The sequence below is a fragment of the Mesorhizobium sp. Z1-4 genome, assembly GCF_004000235.1.
Lineage (GTDB): Bacteria > Pseudomonadota > Alphaproteobacteria > Rhizobiales > Rhizobiaceae > RCIO01.
Window position 1 is genome coordinate 58791 of sequence record NZ_RCIO01000004.1, and the last position, 17289, is coordinate 76079.

Annotated in this window: 15 protein-coding genes; 10 read left to right on the forward strand and 5 right to left on the reverse strand. The window is 62.6% G+C overall.

From position 1 onward, the window contains the following. Positions 1-30 precede the first annotated feature (30 nt). Positions 31-2952, reverse strand: coding sequence for an excinuclease ABC subunit UvrA (uvrA, locus tag EP165_RS14775; RefSeq protein ID WP_127523606.1), 2922 nt, complete (start codon positions 2950-2952; stop codon positions 31-33). Between the two features lie 807 nt (positions 2953-3759). On the opposite strand from uvrA, the gene ssb reads away from it, so the two are divergent. Then, positions 3760-4245 carry a single-stranded DNA-binding protein gene (ssb, locus tag EP165_RS14780; protein ID WP_127523607.1) on the forward strand — a complete coding sequence of 162 codons (486 nt, stop codon included), beginning with the start codon at positions 3760-3762 and terminating at the stop codon, positions 4243-4245. 10 nt (positions 4246-4255) lie between these two features. After that, positions 4256-4672, forward strand: coding sequence for a VOC family protein (locus EP165_RS14785; protein ID WP_127523608.1), 417 nt, complete (start codon positions 4256-4258; stop codon positions 4670-4672). 258 nt (positions 4673-4930) lie between these two features. On the opposite strand, the gene EP165_RS14790 is transcribed toward EP165_RS14785, so the two are convergent. Further along, positions 4931-5944 (reverse strand): alpha/beta hydrolase family protein, encoded by a 1014-nt coding sequence (locus tag EP165_RS14790; protein WP_127523609.1) that lies wholly within the window; start codon positions 5942-5944, stop codon positions 4931-4933. Between the two features lie 118 nt (positions 5945-6062). Here EP165_RS14790 and EP165_RS14795 point away from each other — a divergent pair, with 118 nt between their 5' ends. The 5 genes from EP165_RS14795 (at position 6063) to EP165_RS14815 (ending at position 10930) form a co-directional block, all read left to right on the forward strand. Then, positions 6063-7094: a helix-turn-helix domain-containing protein gene (locus EP165_RS14795; protein WP_245440169.1), complete on the forward strand. Its 1032-nt coding sequence runs from the start codon at positions 6063-6065 to the stop codon at positions 7092-7094. Positions 7095-7218: 124 nt separating this feature from the next. Beyond that, positions 7219-7611: a hypothetical protein gene (locus tag EP165_RS14800; protein WP_245440170.1), complete on the forward strand. Its 393-nt coding sequence runs from the start codon at positions 7219-7221 to the stop codon at positions 7609-7611. A 95-nt stretch (positions 7612-7706) separates the two neighbouring features. Next, complete coding sequence (locus EP165_RS14805; protein ID WP_127523611.1) at positions 7707-8918, forward strand: MFS transporter; 1212 nt, start codon at positions 7707-7709, stop codon at positions 8916-8918. 63 nt (positions 8919-8981) lie between these two features. Then, positions 8982-9665, forward strand: coding sequence for a GyrI-like domain-containing protein (locus tag EP165_RS14810; RefSeq protein ID WP_127523612.1), 684 nt, complete (start codon positions 8982-8984; stop codon positions 9663-9665). Then, positions 9629-10930, forward strand: a complete 1302-nt coding sequence (locus tag EP165_RS14815; RefSeq protein WP_127523613.1) for an MFS transporter — start codon at positions 9629-9631, stop codon at positions 10928-10930. The genes EP165_RS14810 and EP165_RS14815 overlap by 37 nt, the downstream gene beginning before the upstream one ends. An 18-nt stretch (positions 10931-10948) precedes the next feature. Here the strand turns inward: EP165_RS14815 and EP165_RS14820 are convergent, their stop codons facing one another. Together EP165_RS14820 and EP165_RS14825 are read right to left on the reverse strand one after the other, a co-directional pair. Next, positions 10949-12139 (reverse strand): MFS transporter, encoded by a 1191-nt coding sequence (locus EP165_RS14820; protein WP_127523614.1) that lies wholly within the window; start codon positions 12137-12139, stop codon positions 10949-10951. Then, entirely contained in the window at positions 12136-12768 is a 633-nt protein-coding gene (locus tag EP165_RS14825; RefSeq protein ID WP_127523615.1) for a MarC family protein, read from the reverse strand. The genes EP165_RS14820 and EP165_RS14825 overlap by 4 nt, the downstream gene beginning before the upstream one ends. A 279-nt stretch (positions 12769-13047) precedes the next feature. Between EP165_RS14825 and gyrA the strand changes: the two genes are divergently transcribed. Next, a complete protein-coding gene (gene gyrA / locus EP165_RS14830) occupies positions 13048-15828 on the forward strand; it encodes a DNA gyrase subunit A (protein ID WP_127523616.1) in 2781 nt (926 codons plus the stop codon). On the opposite strand, the gene EP165_RS20765 is transcribed toward gyrA, so the two are convergent. Continuing rightward, positions 15825-15956, reverse strand: a complete 132-nt coding sequence (locus EP165_RS20765) for a hypothetical protein (RefSeq protein ID WP_281040017.1) — start codon at positions 15954-15956, stop codon at positions 15825-15827. The two genes, gyrA and EP165_RS20765, sit on opposite strands and share 4 nt — an antisense overlap. Before the next feature lie 167 nt (positions 15957-16123). Here EP165_RS20765 and EP165_RS14835 point away from each other — a divergent pair, with 167 nt between their 5' ends. Both EP165_RS14835 and coaD read left to right on the forward strand, forming a co-directional pair. Then, positions 16124-16738: a LysE family translocator gene (locus EP165_RS14835; RefSeq protein ID WP_127523617.1), complete on the forward strand. Its 615-nt coding sequence runs from the start codon at positions 16124-16126 to the stop codon at positions 16736-16738. 43 nt (positions 16739-16781) lie between these two features. Beyond that, positions 16782-17282, forward strand: a complete 501-nt coding sequence (coaD, locus tag EP165_RS14840) for a pantetheine-phosphate adenylyltransferase (RefSeq protein ID WP_127523618.1) — start codon at positions 16782-16784, stop codon at positions 17280-17282. Positions 17283-17289: the final 7 nt, after the last annotated feature.

The following is a 17289-nucleotide window of genomic DNA, read 5'->3' on the forward strand; positions in this document are numbered from 1 at the left end:
CGTCGCCACCGCAAGGCCGGCAGCCCCCTCCTACTCCGCCGCCTCGCGCTTCCTTCCCGGTCGCCTTTCCAGCAGCTCTTTCAGGAACCGCCCGGTGTAGCTGCGCTTTTCCGCCACGATATCCTCCGGCGTGCCTGAGGCGACGAGTTCGCCGCCGCCGTCACCGCCTTGCGGACCGAGGTCGAGGATCCAGTCGGCGGTCTTGATCACTTCCAGATTGTGCTCGATGACGACCACCGTATTGCCCTGTTCGACCAGCGAGTGGAGGACTTCGAGCAGCTTGGCGACATCGTGGAAGTGGAGGCCCGTGGTCGGCTCGTCGAGGATGTAGAGCGTCTTGCCGGTTGCCTTGCGCGACAGCTCCTTGGCGAGCTTGATGCGCTGCGCCTCGCCGCCCGACAGCGTGGTCGCCTGCTGGCCGATATGGATGTAGCCGAGGCCGACCTTGTCGAGCGTGACCAGCTTGTCGCGCACGCCGGGCACGGCGGCGAAGAAGTCGACGCCTTCCTCCACCGTCATGTCGAGCACGTCGGCGATCGACTTGCCCTTGAACTGCACCTCCAGCGTCTCGCGATTGTAGCGCTTGCCGTGGCAGACGTCGCAAGTGACGTAGACATCTGGCAGGAAGTGCATCTCGATCTTGATGACGCCGTCGCCCTGGCAGGCCTCGCAGCGGCCGCCCTTGACGTTGAAGGAGAAACGGCCGGGCTGGTAGCCGCGCGCCTTGGCTTCCGGCAGGCCGGCGAACCAGTCGCGGATCGGCGTGAAGGCGCCGGTATAGGTGGCCGGATTGGAGCGCGGGGTGCGGCCGATCGGCGACTGGTCGATGTCGATGACCTTGTCGATGAACTCCAGCCCCTCGATGCGGTCATGCTCGGCCGGGTGCTCACGGCTGCCCATGATGCGGCGCGAGGCCGCCTTGTAGAGTGTCTCGATGAGGAAGGTGGACTTGCCGCCGCCGGACACGCCGGTGACGCAGGCGAAGGTGCCGAGCGGGATCTCGGCGGTGACGTTTTTCAGATTGTTGCCGCGCGCGCCGACGACGCGGACGCGCTTGCCCTTTTTCGGCTGGCGGCGCTCTGCCGGCACCTCGACCGCGAGCGCGCCCGACAGATATTGCCCGGTGAGCGATTTCGGATTGGCCATGATGTCGGCCGGCGTGCCTTCCGCCACGATGCGCCCGCCATGAACGCCCGCCGCGGGGCCGATATCGACGACATGGTCGGCGGTGAGGATGGCGTCCTCGTCATGCTCCACGACGATCACGGTGTTGCCGAGGTCGCGCAGGTGTTTCAGCGTGTCGAGCAGGCGGGCATTGTCGCGCTGGTGAAGGCCGATGGACGGCTCGTCGAGCACATAAAGCACGCCGGTGAGTCCGGAGCCGATCTGGCTGGCGAGGCGGATGCGCTGGCTTTCGCCGCCCGACAGCGTGCCCGAATTGCGGGAGAGCGTCAGGTAGTCGAGGCCGACATCGTTGAGGAAGGCGAGACGCTCGCGGATTTCCTTCAGGATGCGCGCGGCGATCTCGTTCTGCTTGTCGGAGAGTGAGGCCGGCAGCTCCTCGAACCAGGCGCCGGCCTTGCGGATCGACAGTTCGGTCACTTGGCCGATGTGTTTGCCGGCGATTTTCACCGCCTGCGCTTCCGGCTTGAGGCGGTAGCCGGAACAGGCCGGGCAGGGGGTGGCCGACATGAAACGCTCGATCTCTTCGCGCATCCAGGCCGAATCCGTCTCCTTCCAGCGGCGCTCCAGATTGGGGATCACGCCCTCGAAGGTCTTCGACGTCTTGTAGGAGCGCAGACCGTCATCATAGGTGAATTCGATCTTGCGCTCGCCGGTGCCGCGCAGGATTGCCTGCTGCGCTTCGGTCGAAAGGTCGCTCCAGCGGTCGCCCTGCTTGAAGTCGTAGACCTTGCCCAGCGCGTCCAGCGTCTGTGCGTAATAGGGCGAGGAGGATTTCGCCCAGGGCGCGATGGCGCCGTTGCGCAGCGTCGCGCTGTCGTCGGGGATGATCAGCGTTTCGTCGATCGCGTTCTGGAAGCCGAGACCGTCGCAGGAGGGGCAGGCACCGAACGGGTTGTTGAAGGAGAAGAGCCGCGGCTCGATCTCGGGGATGGTGAAGCCGGAGACCGGGCAGGCGAATTTTTCGGAGAACAGCACGCGCTCATGCGTCTCGTTCTTCGATTTGTTGACCGCATCCTCGCCGGTGAGATTGCCTTCGAGCGGCTTGTCGGCGAATTCGGCGACTGCGATTCCCTCGGCAAGCTTGAGCGCGGTCTCAATGGAATCCGCCAGCCGCGCGGCAAGGTCCGGCCGCACCACGATGCGGTCCACCACAACGTCGATGTCGTGTTTGTATTTCTTGTCCAGCGCCGGAACGTCGGCGATCTCGTAGAAGGTGCCGTCGACCTTGACGCGCTGAAAACCTTTCTTCTGCAGCTCGGCGAGCTCCTTGCGGTATTCGCCCTTGCGGCCGCGCACGATGGGCGCCAGCAGATAAAGTCGCGTGCCTTCCTCGAAGGCGAGCACGCGATCGACCATCTGGCTGACCGTCTGGCTCTCGATCGGCAGGCCGGTGGCCGGCGAATAGGGAATGCCGGCGCGGGCGAAAAGCAAGCGCATATAGTCGTAGATTTCGGTGACGGTGCCGACCGTCGAGCGCGGATTGCGCGACGTTGTTTTCTGCTCGATCGAGATGGCGGGCGACAGGCCGTCGATCTGGTCGACATCCGGCTTCTGCATCATCTCCAGAAACTGGCGCGCATAGGCCGAAAGGCTCTCGACATAGCGCCGCTGGCCTTCGGCATAGATCGTGTCGAAGGCGAGCGAGGATTTGCCTGAGCCGGAAAGGCCGGTCATCACGATCAGGCTGTCGCGCGGCAGCTCCAGATCGACATTCTTCAGATTGTGTTCGCGCGCCCCGCGAATGGAAATGGTCTTGTGCTCGGCCATGTGAGCTTACGCCGCCTCGTCGAAAATGTTCGCTGCCCCCGAACGCCGCCGCGCCTGGCTCGGTCGGGACGGATGTCATGTAGAATTTCCCGGCGCGGTGTCGAGCACGGGCCGAGCATATACGTTTCGGGTTGTCCTGCTTTTTGCACCCGCGGGCAAGTCAAAAGAACAAAAAACGAACGGCATCCTGACATCATTGTGTCAGGATGGGCGGGTGTTGATAGGCGATCACATTTTCTGTCAGCCCGACCTCGGCGGTTGACGCGTGCCCGGTCGAGGCGCACACTCCGCCAATCGCTGCAAGACGCAGGGAATACCGGGTTCCGGTGTGTCGGAACGGTTCCGCGGAGCGTGACTGCAGCGAGAGAACGAAGCCTGATGGCGAACGACGGGAGACGAGGCATGAATCCGCCGGACAGTCTTGCCTGGCTCCGCCCCCGAGCGGAGCCGCGGTTTTAGGCGAAGCCGCCTGAAGACCGGCTTTGGCCGCGAGCCGTCAAAATCATCCTACATCGCAGAGACTACGAGTCGGATCATCGGACCGGCATATGCCGGGAACCCGAGACGCGTCCGAAAAGCAGCCGGAATACCTTCCGGCAGCGGCCACAGAGGCCGCAATGCCCCGCCGCTCTCCGCAAAGGGCGCGGGGCATTTCCGTTGGGTGCGATATTGACATTTCGCGCGCATAGAACATACAGTGAACAATTGAGTTGTACACAGGCGATCAACCGGCAGTATGTGGCCGTCGTGGCGCGACTGGTATAGGCGCATAGAAAATTCGGTTTCGGACGAGCGTGGAGCGAACAAATGGCAGGTAGCGTCAACAAGGTGATCCTGGTCGGCAATCTGGGTGCGGACCCGGAGATCAGGCGGCTGAACTCCGGCGATCCGGTCGTCAACTTGCGCATTGCCACGTCCGAGACCTGGCGCGACCGCCAGTCGGGCGAGCGCCGCGAACGTACCGAGTGGCACAACGTCGTGATCTTCAACGACAACCTCGCCAAGGTGGCCGAGCAGTACCTGAAAAAGGGTGCCAAGGTTTACCTTGAGGGCCAGCTCCAGACCCGCAAATGGCAGGATCAGACCGGCCAGGACCGCTACACGACCGAGGTCGTACTGCAGAAGTTCCGCGGCGAGCTGCAGATGCTGGATTCGCGTGGCGCGGGTGGCGATGGCGGTCAAGTCGGTTACGACCGTGGCGGCAGCAGCCGCGGCTCCGATTTCGGCCAGTCGAGCCCGGTCGAGGACCGCGGCCGCGCCAGCGCCGACATGGATGACGAAATCCCGTTCTGATCGCCGAACGATGCAGCGCATTGCTCATGTCATGCTGGTCGTGCGCGACTATGACGAGGCGATTGCGTTTTATTGCGGCAAGCTCGGCTTCGAGCTGATCGAGGACACATACCAGCCCGAACAGGACAAACGCTGGGTGGTTGTTGCGCCGCCGGGCGGCGGCGCGTCGCTGGTGCTCGGGCGCGCCTCTGACGACGAACAGGCGGCCGCGATCGGCAACCAGACCGGCGGCCGCGTTTTCCTGTTTCTTCAGACCGACGATTTCGAACGGGACTATCGCCGCTACCGCGATGAAGGCGTCGAATTCGTGCGTCAGCCGAACGTCATGGATTACGGCACGGTCGCTGTCTTCCGCGACCTCTATGGCAATCAGTGGGACCTGATCGAATTCGCCAAGGGGCACCGGCTGGCCTTACCCGCGTCCTGATTGCATGGCGCCGAGCCTGCAACTGCGCTGAGGTCGCCCCCCACTCCATCTTGCTGCGCAAGCCACCTCTCCCCCTGCAGGGGGAAAGGAAAGGGAGCCATGCGCCCCCCGGCCGGTACGTCCTCTCCCCCGTCGAGCGGGGAGAGGTGACCGCAAAGCGGTCGGAGTGGAGGTCGACCAATAGTGTCAACCAAAGTGCCGCCTCCGACATCTTTGGCCGGAGGCGGAGTCCTTTGGAGGGATCGGATCTGAGCCTCTCTAGAGGCCAAGTCCATCTGCGATCGCCTCAAGGAGCCGGACGTGTGTGGCGGCACGATCAGTGCCTTCCGGGTCCGTGCAGATCGGGTCGTCTTCGTATTGCTCGAGCAACCCGGCTGCGCCAGGTTTGCATGTCGCCAGGAAGGTAAAATGGTTCGCCGGTGCAATCTCAACGTAGGACGCGTCAGGCAACCGGCTCGCGAGGTCATTGCCGTCTGGTCCGACGTCAGCGGCAACGAGCCTGTCTGCATCGCCCAGATTGATCAGGGTCATACCTGCCAAGGCGCTTTGAAGCGTGTCGGGATCGGCGGCGCCGCCAAAACCGGGATCGATGATCACGGCCCGTGAAATGCGTGGGTCGCGTGCATTCGCGTCGAAGCCCGCGTAGTCGGCAAACCGCACACCGCCAAGGCGAAAGAACGCACAATCGGCAGCCTCAGGACCTTTGCTGCAGTTCGCGTCTTGCGTAGCGCCGTCGAAGCGGACACCAGCCAGGCTGAGGGCGGTTGCCCCGCCCAGGGAGAACCCGACGACGCCGATCCGATCCGTATCGATGAACGGCCCAAACGCCGGGTCGGCGAGGATCATATCCAGCGCGGCAGTCAGGTCATTTGCGCGCGCTTCAAGATCGACCGAGCGGCGCGGGGAACTGTCGCCACTCGTTGAGCCGGGATGGTTCACCGCAAGAACCATCGCTCCGTTGGCTACTAGACCGCTGGTCAACCACCCCAAAGTATCCGCAGAGCCGCCCGAGCCGTGCGACAGGAGGATGAGTGGGTGTTCGCCCTCAGCGATCGCAGGACCGATGAACGCGAAGGTCGGATCAAAGATCGGGCCGTCACCGACCGGCGCGCGATAGGTGGGGTTCGCTGCGGGATACCAGATCGAGGCAGCAACCGGACGGGCGCGGTGATGGGCTGTCAGGTCGAACCGGTCGTAGCCGGGCGCCATATCCGCCGCTGCCGTATTGGGCTGGAGCAGTGCAAGCATGGCGAGAAGTGCAAGACGTTTCATGGGAACCTCCGTGTTGAACGCTTGCCAACTGATTTCAGCATAGGCGGGATGATTGCGTCCTGTTTTCGGGATTCAGGTCGTCACAATCCGGATTTTGGACAATAGTCGCGATATGCCCATGCTCCCGATCCCTGCTTTTGCAGCCATTGTCCTCGCCTGTCTCGCCGTCCGTACCCTTCTTTCGGAGGGCAGGCCGCTGCTGGTCGCGTTCCTCGCCGCCTGCGCGGTTCAATCGCTTCTGGTCGCGCTGGTTCTGGGATACGATTTTGCGTGGCTCAGACCCGTTTTGCCGGTCAGTGCCACGGTCATTCCGCCGCTCGCCTGGATTACATTTCAGGATGCCCTGATCAGCCGGATATCGCTTCGCCAGGCCGCCATCCACGGCGCGGCTCCGGCATTCACATTGTTCTGTCGCATCTTTGCGCCCGGAACGACGGATGTCGTGGTGCCACTCGTCTTTGTAGGTTATGGAACCGCGATCCTTTTTCTCCTGCACAGCGCCACCGACTTGCCCCTTGCCCGACTGGAGGCTGGACGCGTTCCGGTGGTGCTTTGGCAGGTCTTGGGCTGGGCCTTGATCGCCTCTGCCCTCAGCGACGTGCTTATCGCGGCGGCCTTCATGACAGGCAACGAGAACTGGGCGGGGTGGCTGATCACGTTCTCGTCGTCTCTGGTCCTTTTGTTTTTGGGCCTGCTCAGTGGCAGCCCAGCGGCATCGGGTGTAGCTGGCGAAGACACAGGCGCGCCGGCTCTGCCATCGAGAGAAACGAGCAAAGAGGACATCGAGATCATGGAAGCGCTCGAGGCTTTCCTGAAGCGCGAACCCATGCACCTTGATCCGAACCTGACCCTGTCGCGGCTCTCCCGCCGTTTGCATCTCCCCGAGAAGCGTCTTTCTACGGCAGTCAATCGCGCAACCGGCGCCAATGTCTCGCGCTACGTCAACACGTGGCGCATACGTCATGCCCGCAGGTTGATCGAGGGCGGCACGGCTGTCACCGAAGCGATGCTTGAAAGCGGGTTCAACACGAAATCGAACTTCAACCGGGAGTTCTTGCGAGAGACAGGCGTTCCGCCAAGCCAATGGAAACGCGGCATGCAGTCATCTTCGAATGTGACGCGGATTTCTGAGGCGGGCAAAAACACATAACCGGTGAACCTGATTGCATGGCGCCGAGCCTGGAGTAACTGCGCTGAGGTCGACCCCCACTCCGTCTTGCAAACTGGTCTCCGAGCGCACCTGACCGCTTCGTGACTGGTCCTTGAGCAAGGTCATGAGTCACAAGGAACCTATGATCCGGGTTCGTTTTGCGATCTGCTCTCTTATCATCGCTCTGGCTGCAGCGCCGGCGATGGCCGGCGAAGTGGACGTGGTGGATGTCCGCGCCGTCGAGGCGTCGAACCGCAGCTGGACCTTTCAGGTCACGCTGCGCCATGCCGACGAGGGCTGGGATCATTATGCCGATGCCTGGGAAATCCTCGATGACAAAGGCGTGGTGCTTGGTATTCGCAAGCTGCTGCACCCGCATGTCGATGAACAGCCCTTCACCCGCAGCCTGTCCGATGTCGTCATTCCCGACAATGTGCGCATGGTGACGGTGCGTGGGCACGATTCCGTCCATGGCTATGGCGGCGCCGAGATGCAGGTGGTGCTGCCCGGCCGGTAGCTCGGCAGGCGCCCGCATCGACTGCGCAGCTTTCGGGTGGCGTGAGAAACGCCTGCTTTGCTAGCCAGCTCCAAGGTGAAACCGAGGAAGCCGGCATGAACGCCATTCAACGACTGACACTGTCCGCATACGGCATGCATCTGGCCGACCAGATCGCGCTGGTTGCAGTTCCCCTTGTTGCCGCACTGGTGTTCGATGCGCCGGCTCAGATCATCGGCGTTCTGGTTGCCTGTCAGTCGATGGCGCATCTGCTCGGCTCGCTGCCTTTCGGTCTGATCATCGACCGGGCGCAGGCCCGCACCATCGCGATCGCAGCTGCACTCATCTCCTGCGTCGGCTTCGGTTGCGCGGCGGCAAGTGTGTTTGCAGGCAGTCTCGTCTGGTTTGGAGCATCGGTGACGGCCGCCGGTTTCGGCGTCGTGCTGTTTGTGCTCGTCAGCCTGTCCATCGTGCCGAAAATTACCGATGTCGCGCATATTGCGAAGGCCAATTCGCGCCTCGATCTTGCCAGAGCCTTGTGTTCGTTCGCCGTTCCGCTCGCAGCCGGCATTCTGATAACGGCGCAGACCGCCGATTGGGTCTTCGCGCTTGCCGCCGCAGGCGGCGTGTTCGCGCTTGCAGCTGTCACGGGGCTGCCCGCCTTTTCGGTCACGCCGCAGACGACCGACGGTATCCTGACCCGCATCCGGGAAGGAGGATGGTTCGTGCTGCGCCACCAGCTGCTTTTGCCGATCTCGTTATGCGCGGTCTTCTGGAACCTGGCTTTCGCCGCTCTGTTGGTCACCATGGTGCCGCTCGTCGTTCAGGTGCACGGAGCCGAACCCGGTGTCTTCGGCATCGCGCTTGGCGCGTTCGGGCTGGCGGCAATTCTCGGCGCCTGGACGGTGGGTCGCTTCTCCGGTTCGGTTCCGCCCAATGTCTTCCTGCTTTTCGGCCCCGGAAGCTCGGTGCTGGCGGCACTCGGCCTTTATGCCATTCCGCCCGGCGGGCCGGTGATCGCCATCTACGCGGCATTTTTCCTGCTGGGGTTCGGACCGTCGATGTGGCTGACGACGCAGAACTCGGTGCGCCAGCTTGTAACGCCGGCGGCGATGCTGGGGCGCGTCAACGCGGTGATCCAGACCGCCATCTATGGCGTGCGGCCGCTGGGTGCGCTGCTTGGCGGTACGATTGCCGGTGCCGCTTCGCCGCGAACCGCGCTGGCGCTGGTGGTGCTTGCCTATGGCGCTTCGTTCGCAGCGGCGCTGTTCAGCCGGCTGAGGACCGTGCGCCATTATGCCGATATCAGGCTTGTGGAACCGGCCTGACGCGACCGGTGACAATCAGCGGCGCAGATGATTTGATCCCGCCATGCTGCGGGATGTCCTCAAATGTGCCTGATATGCGGTGACGCAACGCTCGACCATGCCTTCGCGCTGACCGAGCGGCCGGGCCATCGCCTGACGGGTCGGTTCTGGAGCGGCACATTCGAACAGGCGGCTGCCGGCGCGCTGCACCCACTGATCGAGGAAATGAAGCTGCTCTCGGCCAGCAGCGCCGACCTGTGGAAGAGCCCGATCGTCGGGCTGACCTGGAACGACCGCCCGGACGGCTTTCGGTATTTCGTCGGCATCGAGACCGAAGAGGAGGCCGGCGGCTTCGAGCGGCTTGACGTGCCCGCAATGCAATGCGCCGGGCTTTGGCACGGGGCAGGTGCGGGCACCGTGGTCGAGAGCTACGGCCGGCTGATGCGCGGGCTCAAGGAAGCCGGCATCGCGCGCGACCAGAGCTTTTGCGACCAACGCGAAGAATATCCGCCCGACATCGACCTCTCACAGCCGATGGCGCTGAGGCTGTTGCTGCCGGTGAGGGGGGAAGGAGTCTGTAAAAGGCAGCCTCAGCGTGAACCCATGGACGCGAATGACCGCACATGGTCGAATGCGGCTTTCAATCAACGGACCGCTTTGCTGCACCATGAGACGAGCTTTGGCTCACCTAACCTGTTTTGGACAATGGCAGCAAAGCTGAATTTGAGCGTATGGCAATCGAAACGGAATTCTCATTCCACTCGCTAACGGCCTCGGCACGACGGCACATACGGGTGTTTCAAATACACCAGTTTCTCGACCGTTTTGCGATGGGCCTGACGGTGGCGGTGGTTGCCTTGGCGCTGACCGACCGAGGCATGGACCTTTTTCAGATAGCGCTTCTTTTTGGCGTTTATTCTCTCACAACTATGGTGATGGAACTGCCGTTTGGCGGTTTAGCCGACAACATCGGGCGTAAACCGGTTTTTCTTGCGGCGGTCGTCGCGAGCTTGATTTCGCTGGCACTTTTTCTTTCTTCCAGTGACTTCTACGTCCTGGCTCTTTCGTTCGCATTCATCGGTTTTGGACGGGCTCTTCGGTCGGGCACGCTCGATGCATGGTTTGTCGAAACCTTCAAAGCCAACGCGCCGAATGTGGACGTTCAACCTGCCCTCGCCAAAGCACAATGGGCTAACGCGATGGGCTTGGGCATTGGGGCCATTCTGGGAGGACTCCTGCCGGACACTTTCGGTTCAGTCGCGAAAGGTAACGGGTTCAGCATCTATGACGTTTCGTACGCTGCAAGTTTTGGTGTGATGCTCGTGGTGTTCATCTATACCATGTTCGCAATTGCCGAAGAGCCGCGTCAGCTGAGCCCAAGTGCCCTCAAGAAAGGATTTGCAAACATCCCTTCGGTGGTAGGGGATGCGGGCCTTCTTGCCCTGAAGCATCCAACACTTTCGATGCTGTTGGCTGCGCTTGCGCTTTTTCTGATCGCAACCAATCCAGTCGAGGTAATCTGGCCAACCCACGCCAAGCCGATGTTGGAAGCGGGCTATGCCAACACCGTCATTGGTGTTCTGACAGCAGCCTATTTCTTTTCCATCGCCTTCGGCGCGTCTCTGTCCGCGCGCATAGGCCGTATGTTCAAACGTCGTCACGCTGTCACGCTCATGGCTACTATGGCGTCTCTGACGGCAGTTCAGATCGTTTTGGCGCTACAGGGTAATATTTTTGGGTTTGTAGCGGTTTTTGTCCTCTACTCTGTGTTCCTCGGCGCATGTGAGACGCCAGCCAGCAGCATTCTGCATAGCTGCGTAGAGGATCGCCAGCGCTCCACAATGCTGTCCCTAAGGTCATTGATTCAGCAGCTAGGGGCTACACTCGGCTTGGTATTGACTGGTGCTATTGCCGAATCCTACTCCACCCCCATCGCGTGGATCGTCGGCGCAGTATTTCTCTTGATTGCCACGATATTAGCCGGATTGCTGGCCAGGCGGCTCGGTGCGGCGATCAGAGTATCTCAAGCCTAATTGCTGGCACTCCGACAATTATGCCGCTTGCCCTCTCACCCGCCGTTGCAACGGCCACATGGCCACAATCGCCACGGCGGGGCCGATGCCCAATATGACCAGCGTCGCCGGCCAGCCCAGCAGCTCGGCGCCCAGCGGCACGACCTGTACGGTCACTATGGTGAGTGCGAAGCCGAGCGCGGTCTGGAAGGTCAGCAGGCTGCCCGCCAGTTCGGGCGGCGCGCTGTCGGCGACGATGGCCGAAAACTGCGCGGAGTCCGGGATGATCGCGATGCCCCACACGATCATCAGCGCGACGGTCAGCCAGGGCGCGCCGCCAAAGGTCAGCCCTGTGAGCACGGCCGCAAGCCCGCTCGCCAACAGCGCGATGATGGTGACCTCCGCCTTGCCGATCCTGTCGGCGAACCAGCCCGCCGCCACGCAGGCGAGGGCACCCAGCGCAATGGCCAGAAAAGTGGTGATCTTGGCAAGGCTCTCGGCGTGGATCGTTTCCATCGTGAATGCGAAGGATGCTGCCGCGGCTGCGCTCAGCCAGGCCCACATCGCGAACAGCTCCCACATATGGCCGAGATAACCGATATAGGCGCGCCGGATCGTCGTGTCGGTCCATGCCAGGGCGATCGCGCGCGGCCTGAAATTGGCGGCGCGCGCATGGTGCGGACCAAGCGAGGTGGCGAGCACGAGCAGCCCGCCGATGCCGGCCAGCGCCGAGATCGCCACCACCGTGACGCGCCACTCCGTGCCGCCCGCGAAAGCAGCGAGATAAGGCATGGATTTGCCCAGCGTGAGGGCGGCGACCAGCGTGCCGACGAGAAGCCCGCGGTCGCGCGTGCCCCAGCCCACAGCGATCTTCATGCCCACGGGATAGACCCCGGCGAGCAGCGCGCCGGTGACGAAACGCGTTGCAATCGCAGCGTTGCCGCCGAGTGGGTGGATGAGCAGCGTGAGATTGGCCAGCGCCGCCACAATGGCGCAGACGACGATGACGCGGCGCGGATCGAGCCGGTCGGCAATGCCGGTGATCGACACGACAAGCGCGCCAACCACGAAACCGGCCTGCACCGCGCTCGAAAGCAGCGCCTGCCGGTCGAGCGGTATTGCGCCTTCGCGCGCCATGTCGGGCAGAATGGCCGCCGAGACGAACCACAGGCTCATCGCGGCCATCTCGGCCACGACCAGCAGCGCGATGGATTTCGCCTTTGGCGTCATGCCGCCGAGATCAGATCCCGCACCCCATCCGCCACGAACTGCACCGCCAGCGCGGCCAATATGACGCCGAGCAGGCGGGTCAGGATGGAGCGTCCTGTCTCGCCGAGAAAGCCGTCCACGCGTTCCGCCAGCACGAAAACCAGGAAGGTGGCAAGCACGCACACAAGGATGATGCCGACCAGGACCAGCCGCGAGGTGACGTCGGCGAACGTGCCCGAAAGGAGCACCGTTGCGGAAATCGCGCCGGGTCCGGCGATCAGCGGGATCGCCAGCGGGAATGCCGCGATGTTGCGGATCATGTCCTTGGTGATGGCGCGTTCGGCGCTGCGCTCATGCCGCTCCTGACGGCGCTCGAAGATCATCTCGAAGGCGATGTAGAAGAGCAGCAGACCGCCGGCGAGGCGGAAAGCCGGCAAGGTGATGCCGAAGACGGCGAGTATCTTGTCGCCGGCGACGGCAAACAGCGCCAGAACGATGAACGCCGTGACGCTGGAGCGCACCGACACCTGCATGCGCTCGGCCCGGTTCATGCCGCCCGTCAGCGCCAGAAACAGCGGCGCCAGCCCCGGCGGGTCGATCGTCACGAGGAGTGTGACGAAGGCGTTGAATACGGCGTCGAAGCCGGGCATTCATGTCCTCCCGCGCGATGTTTCCGGGCGCGCAATCCAGCAGCGTGGAACTGCGTTAGTAGATCACCTCGTGCCGCGATTCCACCCGTGCGGCGAAACCGTTTCGGGGCGAAATTGTGGATGGTTCGGCGCGACTTTCCAGCGCATGGCATAACCCACTGAATTCAAACATGGAAATCTGCCTGCACCGCATCTTCCGATTGCTGGCTGAGATTGGTGAACGCGCGCGACTTCCTATATAAACGGACAAGTGATTCCGACATCTGACTGCGACAGAATTTGACCGACCAGACCACACCCAGCGGACCGGGCGACCAGCCGGACGATATCGAGCCGGTATCCATTATCGAGGAAATGCAGCGATCCTACCTCGATTACGCCATGAGCGTGATCGTGAGCCGGGCGCTGCCGGACGTCCGCGACGGCCTGAAACCCGTGCACCGGCGCATCCTCTATGCCAGCCACGAGAGCGGCTATCACTGGAACCGCAAATATGTGAAGTCGGCCCGGCCCGTCGCCGACGTGATGGGTAAATACCACCCGCATGGCGACGGCTCGATCTACGACGCTCTGGTGCGTATGGCGCAGGACTGGTCGCTGCGCGTGCCGCTCATCGACGGGCAGGGCAATTTCGGTTCCATCGACGGCGATCCGCCGGCGGCGATGCGCTACACCGAATCCCGGCTGCAGAAGGTCGCGCACGAGCTCCTGGAGGATATCGACAAGGAAACGGTCGATTTCCAGGACACCTATGACGGCTCGGCCAGCGAGCCCAAGGTTCTGCCGGCCGGCTTCCCCAACCTGCTGGTCAACGGCTCCGGCGGCATCGCCGTCGGCATGGCGACCAACATTCCGCCGCACAATCTGGGCGAGGTGATCGACGGCTGCATGGCGCTGATCGACAACCCGGCCATGCAGCTTTCGGAACTGATGGAAATCATTCCGGGCCCGGATTTCCCGACCGGCGGCCTCATTCTGGGCCGCGCCGGCATTCATAGCGCCTATTCGACCGGCCGCGGATCGGTCGCCATGCGGGCCCGCGTTTCGGTCGAGCAGATCCGAAACGACCGCGAAGCCATTGTCGTCACCGAAATTCCCTATCAGGTGAACAAGGCGTCGATGATCGAGAAGATGGCCGAGCTGGTGCGCGACAAGCGCATCGAGGGCATCTCCGACATTCGCGATGAAAGCGACCGCCAGGGTTATCGCGTTGTGATCGAACTGAAGCGCGACTCGATGGCCGATGTCGTGCTCAATCAGCTTTACCGCTACACGCCGCTGCAGACCTCCTTCGGCTGCAACATGGTGGCGCTGAACGGCGGCAAGCCGGAAGTGATGACGCTGGCGGACATGCTGAAGGCGTTTATCGTTTTCCGCGAGGAAGTTGTCACCAGGCGCACCAAGTTCCTGCTCAGAAAGGCGCGCGACCGCGCCCATGTGCTTGTCGGCCTGGCGATCGCCGTCGCCAATATCGACGAGGTGATCAAGCTCATCCGGCAGGCGCCCGACCCGCAGACGGCACGCGACCAGCTTATGGAGCGACGCTGGCCGGCGGCGGATGTGGAAGCGCTGATCCTTTTGATCGACGACCCGCGCCACCGCATCAACGAGGACGGCACCTACAACCTCTCAGAGGAACAGGCGCGTGCCATTCTCGATCTCAGGTTGCAGCGCCTGACGGCCCTCGGCCGCGACGAGATCGCCGACGAGCTCAACCAGATCGGCGCCGAGATTTCCGATTTCCTCGACATTCTGTCGTCGCGGGCACGTGTCCAGCAGATCGTCAAGGACGAGATGATCGCGGTACGCGACGAGTTTGCCACGCCGCGCCGCACGGAAATCACCGACGGCGGCGCCGACATGGAGGACGAGGACCTTATCCAGCGCGAGGATATGGTCGTTACCGTCACCCATGAGGGCTACATCAAACGCGTCCCGCTCTCGATTTACCGGGCCCAGGCACGCGGCGGCAAAGGCCGCTCCGGCATGTCGACCAAGGACGAGGACTTCGTCACCCGGCTGTTTGTCGCCAACACCCACACGCCGATCCTGTTCTTCTCCTCGCGCGGCATTGTCTACAAGGAAAAGGTCTGGCGCCTGCCGATCGGCACGCCGCAATCGCGCGGCAAGTTCCTGCGCAACATGCTGCCGCTGGAACAGAACGAACGCATAACCTCAATTATGCCGCTGCCCGAGGATGAAGAAAGCTGGGGCGAGCTGCATGTGATGTTCGCGACCACGCGCGGCACCGTGCGCCGCAACAAGCTGTCGGATTTCACCCAGGTGAACCGAAACGGCAAGATCGCCATGAAGCTCGACGACGAGGGTGACGAGATCCTCGGCGTCTATACCTGCACCGAACACGACGACGTGCTTCTGACCGCGGATTCGGGCCAGTGCATTCGCTTCCCGGTCACTGACGTGCGTGTTTTTGCCGGCCGCAATTCGGTCGGTGTGCGCGGCATATCGATGGGCGAGGACGACCGCATCATTTCGATGGCTATCCTCGGTCATGTAGACGCGGAAGCACCCGAGCGCACCGCCTATCTCAAGCGCGCCGCGCAGGAGCGTAAGCTTGCAACGGGCGAGGAAGAAGACGTCGAGATCCCAGCCGATGAAGAGGCAGCGGCGACGGACCTGTCCGACGAGCGCTACGAAGAACTGAAGGCGCGCGAGCAGTTTGTGCTCACCGTGTCGGAGTTCGGATTCGGCAAGCGTTCGTCGTCCTACGATTTCCGGGTGATCGGTCGCGGCGGCAAAGGCATTCGCGCCACCGACGTGTCGAAGAAGGACGAAATCGGCCGGCTTATCGCGGCATTCCCGATCGAACAGGACGATCAGATCATGATGGTCACGGATGCGGGCAAGGTGATCCGCATCCCGGTCGGCGACATTCGCATCGCAAGCCGCGCCTCAAAGGGCGTTACCATGTTCCGGACCGCCGAGGGCGAGCGCATCGTCTCGGTTGAGCCGATTTCGGAGCCCGAAGAGGACGAAGCGGTCGAAGGCGCGGCGGAAGAGGGGGCGACCCCGGCGGCGCCGGATACGTCCGGAGCCTAGTAGCGGAAACCGCGGGCGCGCACGCGCTTGAGTTCCAGCTTCTCGCGCTGGCTTTCCTGGTGAAGGCCGATGGCGGTTGCGATAAGCATGGCGACGGTCATGGCCGAGGCGAGGGCGATTATCAGCATGTCATGTCTCCTTCCTGCGCGCATTTCTGCGCATTTGCGGGTTATTCGTCGCATGCTGCGACTGAACTCCCACTGATAGACACGTTCAGCCGGCGTTCAGGTTTCGCCCGATTGCGCACCGGCGTGGCATGTGTATTTGTGGATCATCTCATTCAGGGAGCCTCCCGATGGCCGACACCGCATTTCTGCTGTCCTTTGCACTTGCCAGTTTCCTGATCGTCATCGTGCCGGGACCGACAGTGACGGTGATCATCGCCAATTCGCTCAAACACGGCGCTCGTGCCGGGCTGCTCAATGTGCTCGGCACCCAGATCGGCCTGACGATGATGATCGCGATCCTGGCCGTCGGCATGTCGGCCGTCGTCTCCAGCATGGGCAGCGTGTTCGAGATATTGCGCATCGCCGGCGCGGCTTACCTAATCTGGCTGGGTATCAAGATGTGGCGCTCCGACGGCGCGCTCGGCGAGAAGGAAGCTGCGGTACGGCCGATGGGCTCCTTCGTGCTGCAGGGGTTCATTGTCATCTGGTCGAACCCGAAGGCGCTGCTCTTTTTCGGTGCGTTCATTCCCCAGTTCATCGACCCGGCGGGCAGCGCAGCCATGCAGACAGTCGTGCTCGGGTCGATCTTCATGGTCGTCGCAACCCTGTTCGACAGCGTCTACGCCATTGCGGCAGGCGGAGCCGGCGGCTGGCTGTCACGCGAGCGGGTGCGCCTGACCGAGCGTATTTCAGGTACATTCCTGATCGGCGGCGGACTGTGGCTGGCATTTGCCCGCCGATAGGTTCGATTGCGTTTGGGGACAAGCAAAGTTAGAAGCCGACCCGATGACTGAGCGAACCGCAATCTATGGCGGGTCCTTCGACCCGCTGACCAATGGCCACCTTGACGTGATAAAGGCCGCCCTAACGATTGCCGACACGATCTATATCGGTGTTGGCATCCAGGCGTCGAAAACGCCGGTCTTTTCGCTCGCTGAGCGTATGTCGCTGATCGAGACGGCATGCCGCGAGGAACTTGGCGATAACGCCAGCCGTTTGAAGGTCGTTTCATTCGACGGGCTTCTCGTCCATGCGGCGCGCGACCACGGCGCGTCGATCGTCATTCGCGGCCTGCGCGACGGCACCGATCTCGACTACGAAATGCAGATGGCGGGCATGAACGAAACGATGGCGCCGGACCTGCAAACTGTTTTTTTGCCGGCCAGCCCCTCGGTTCGCACGATTACCGCCACACTCGTAAGGCAAATAGCGGCAATGGGGGGCGACTTCCGTCCCTTTGTCCCCACTGCGGTGGTTGGGCCCCTTACGGCGAAATTCAAGAAATAGGTACGAG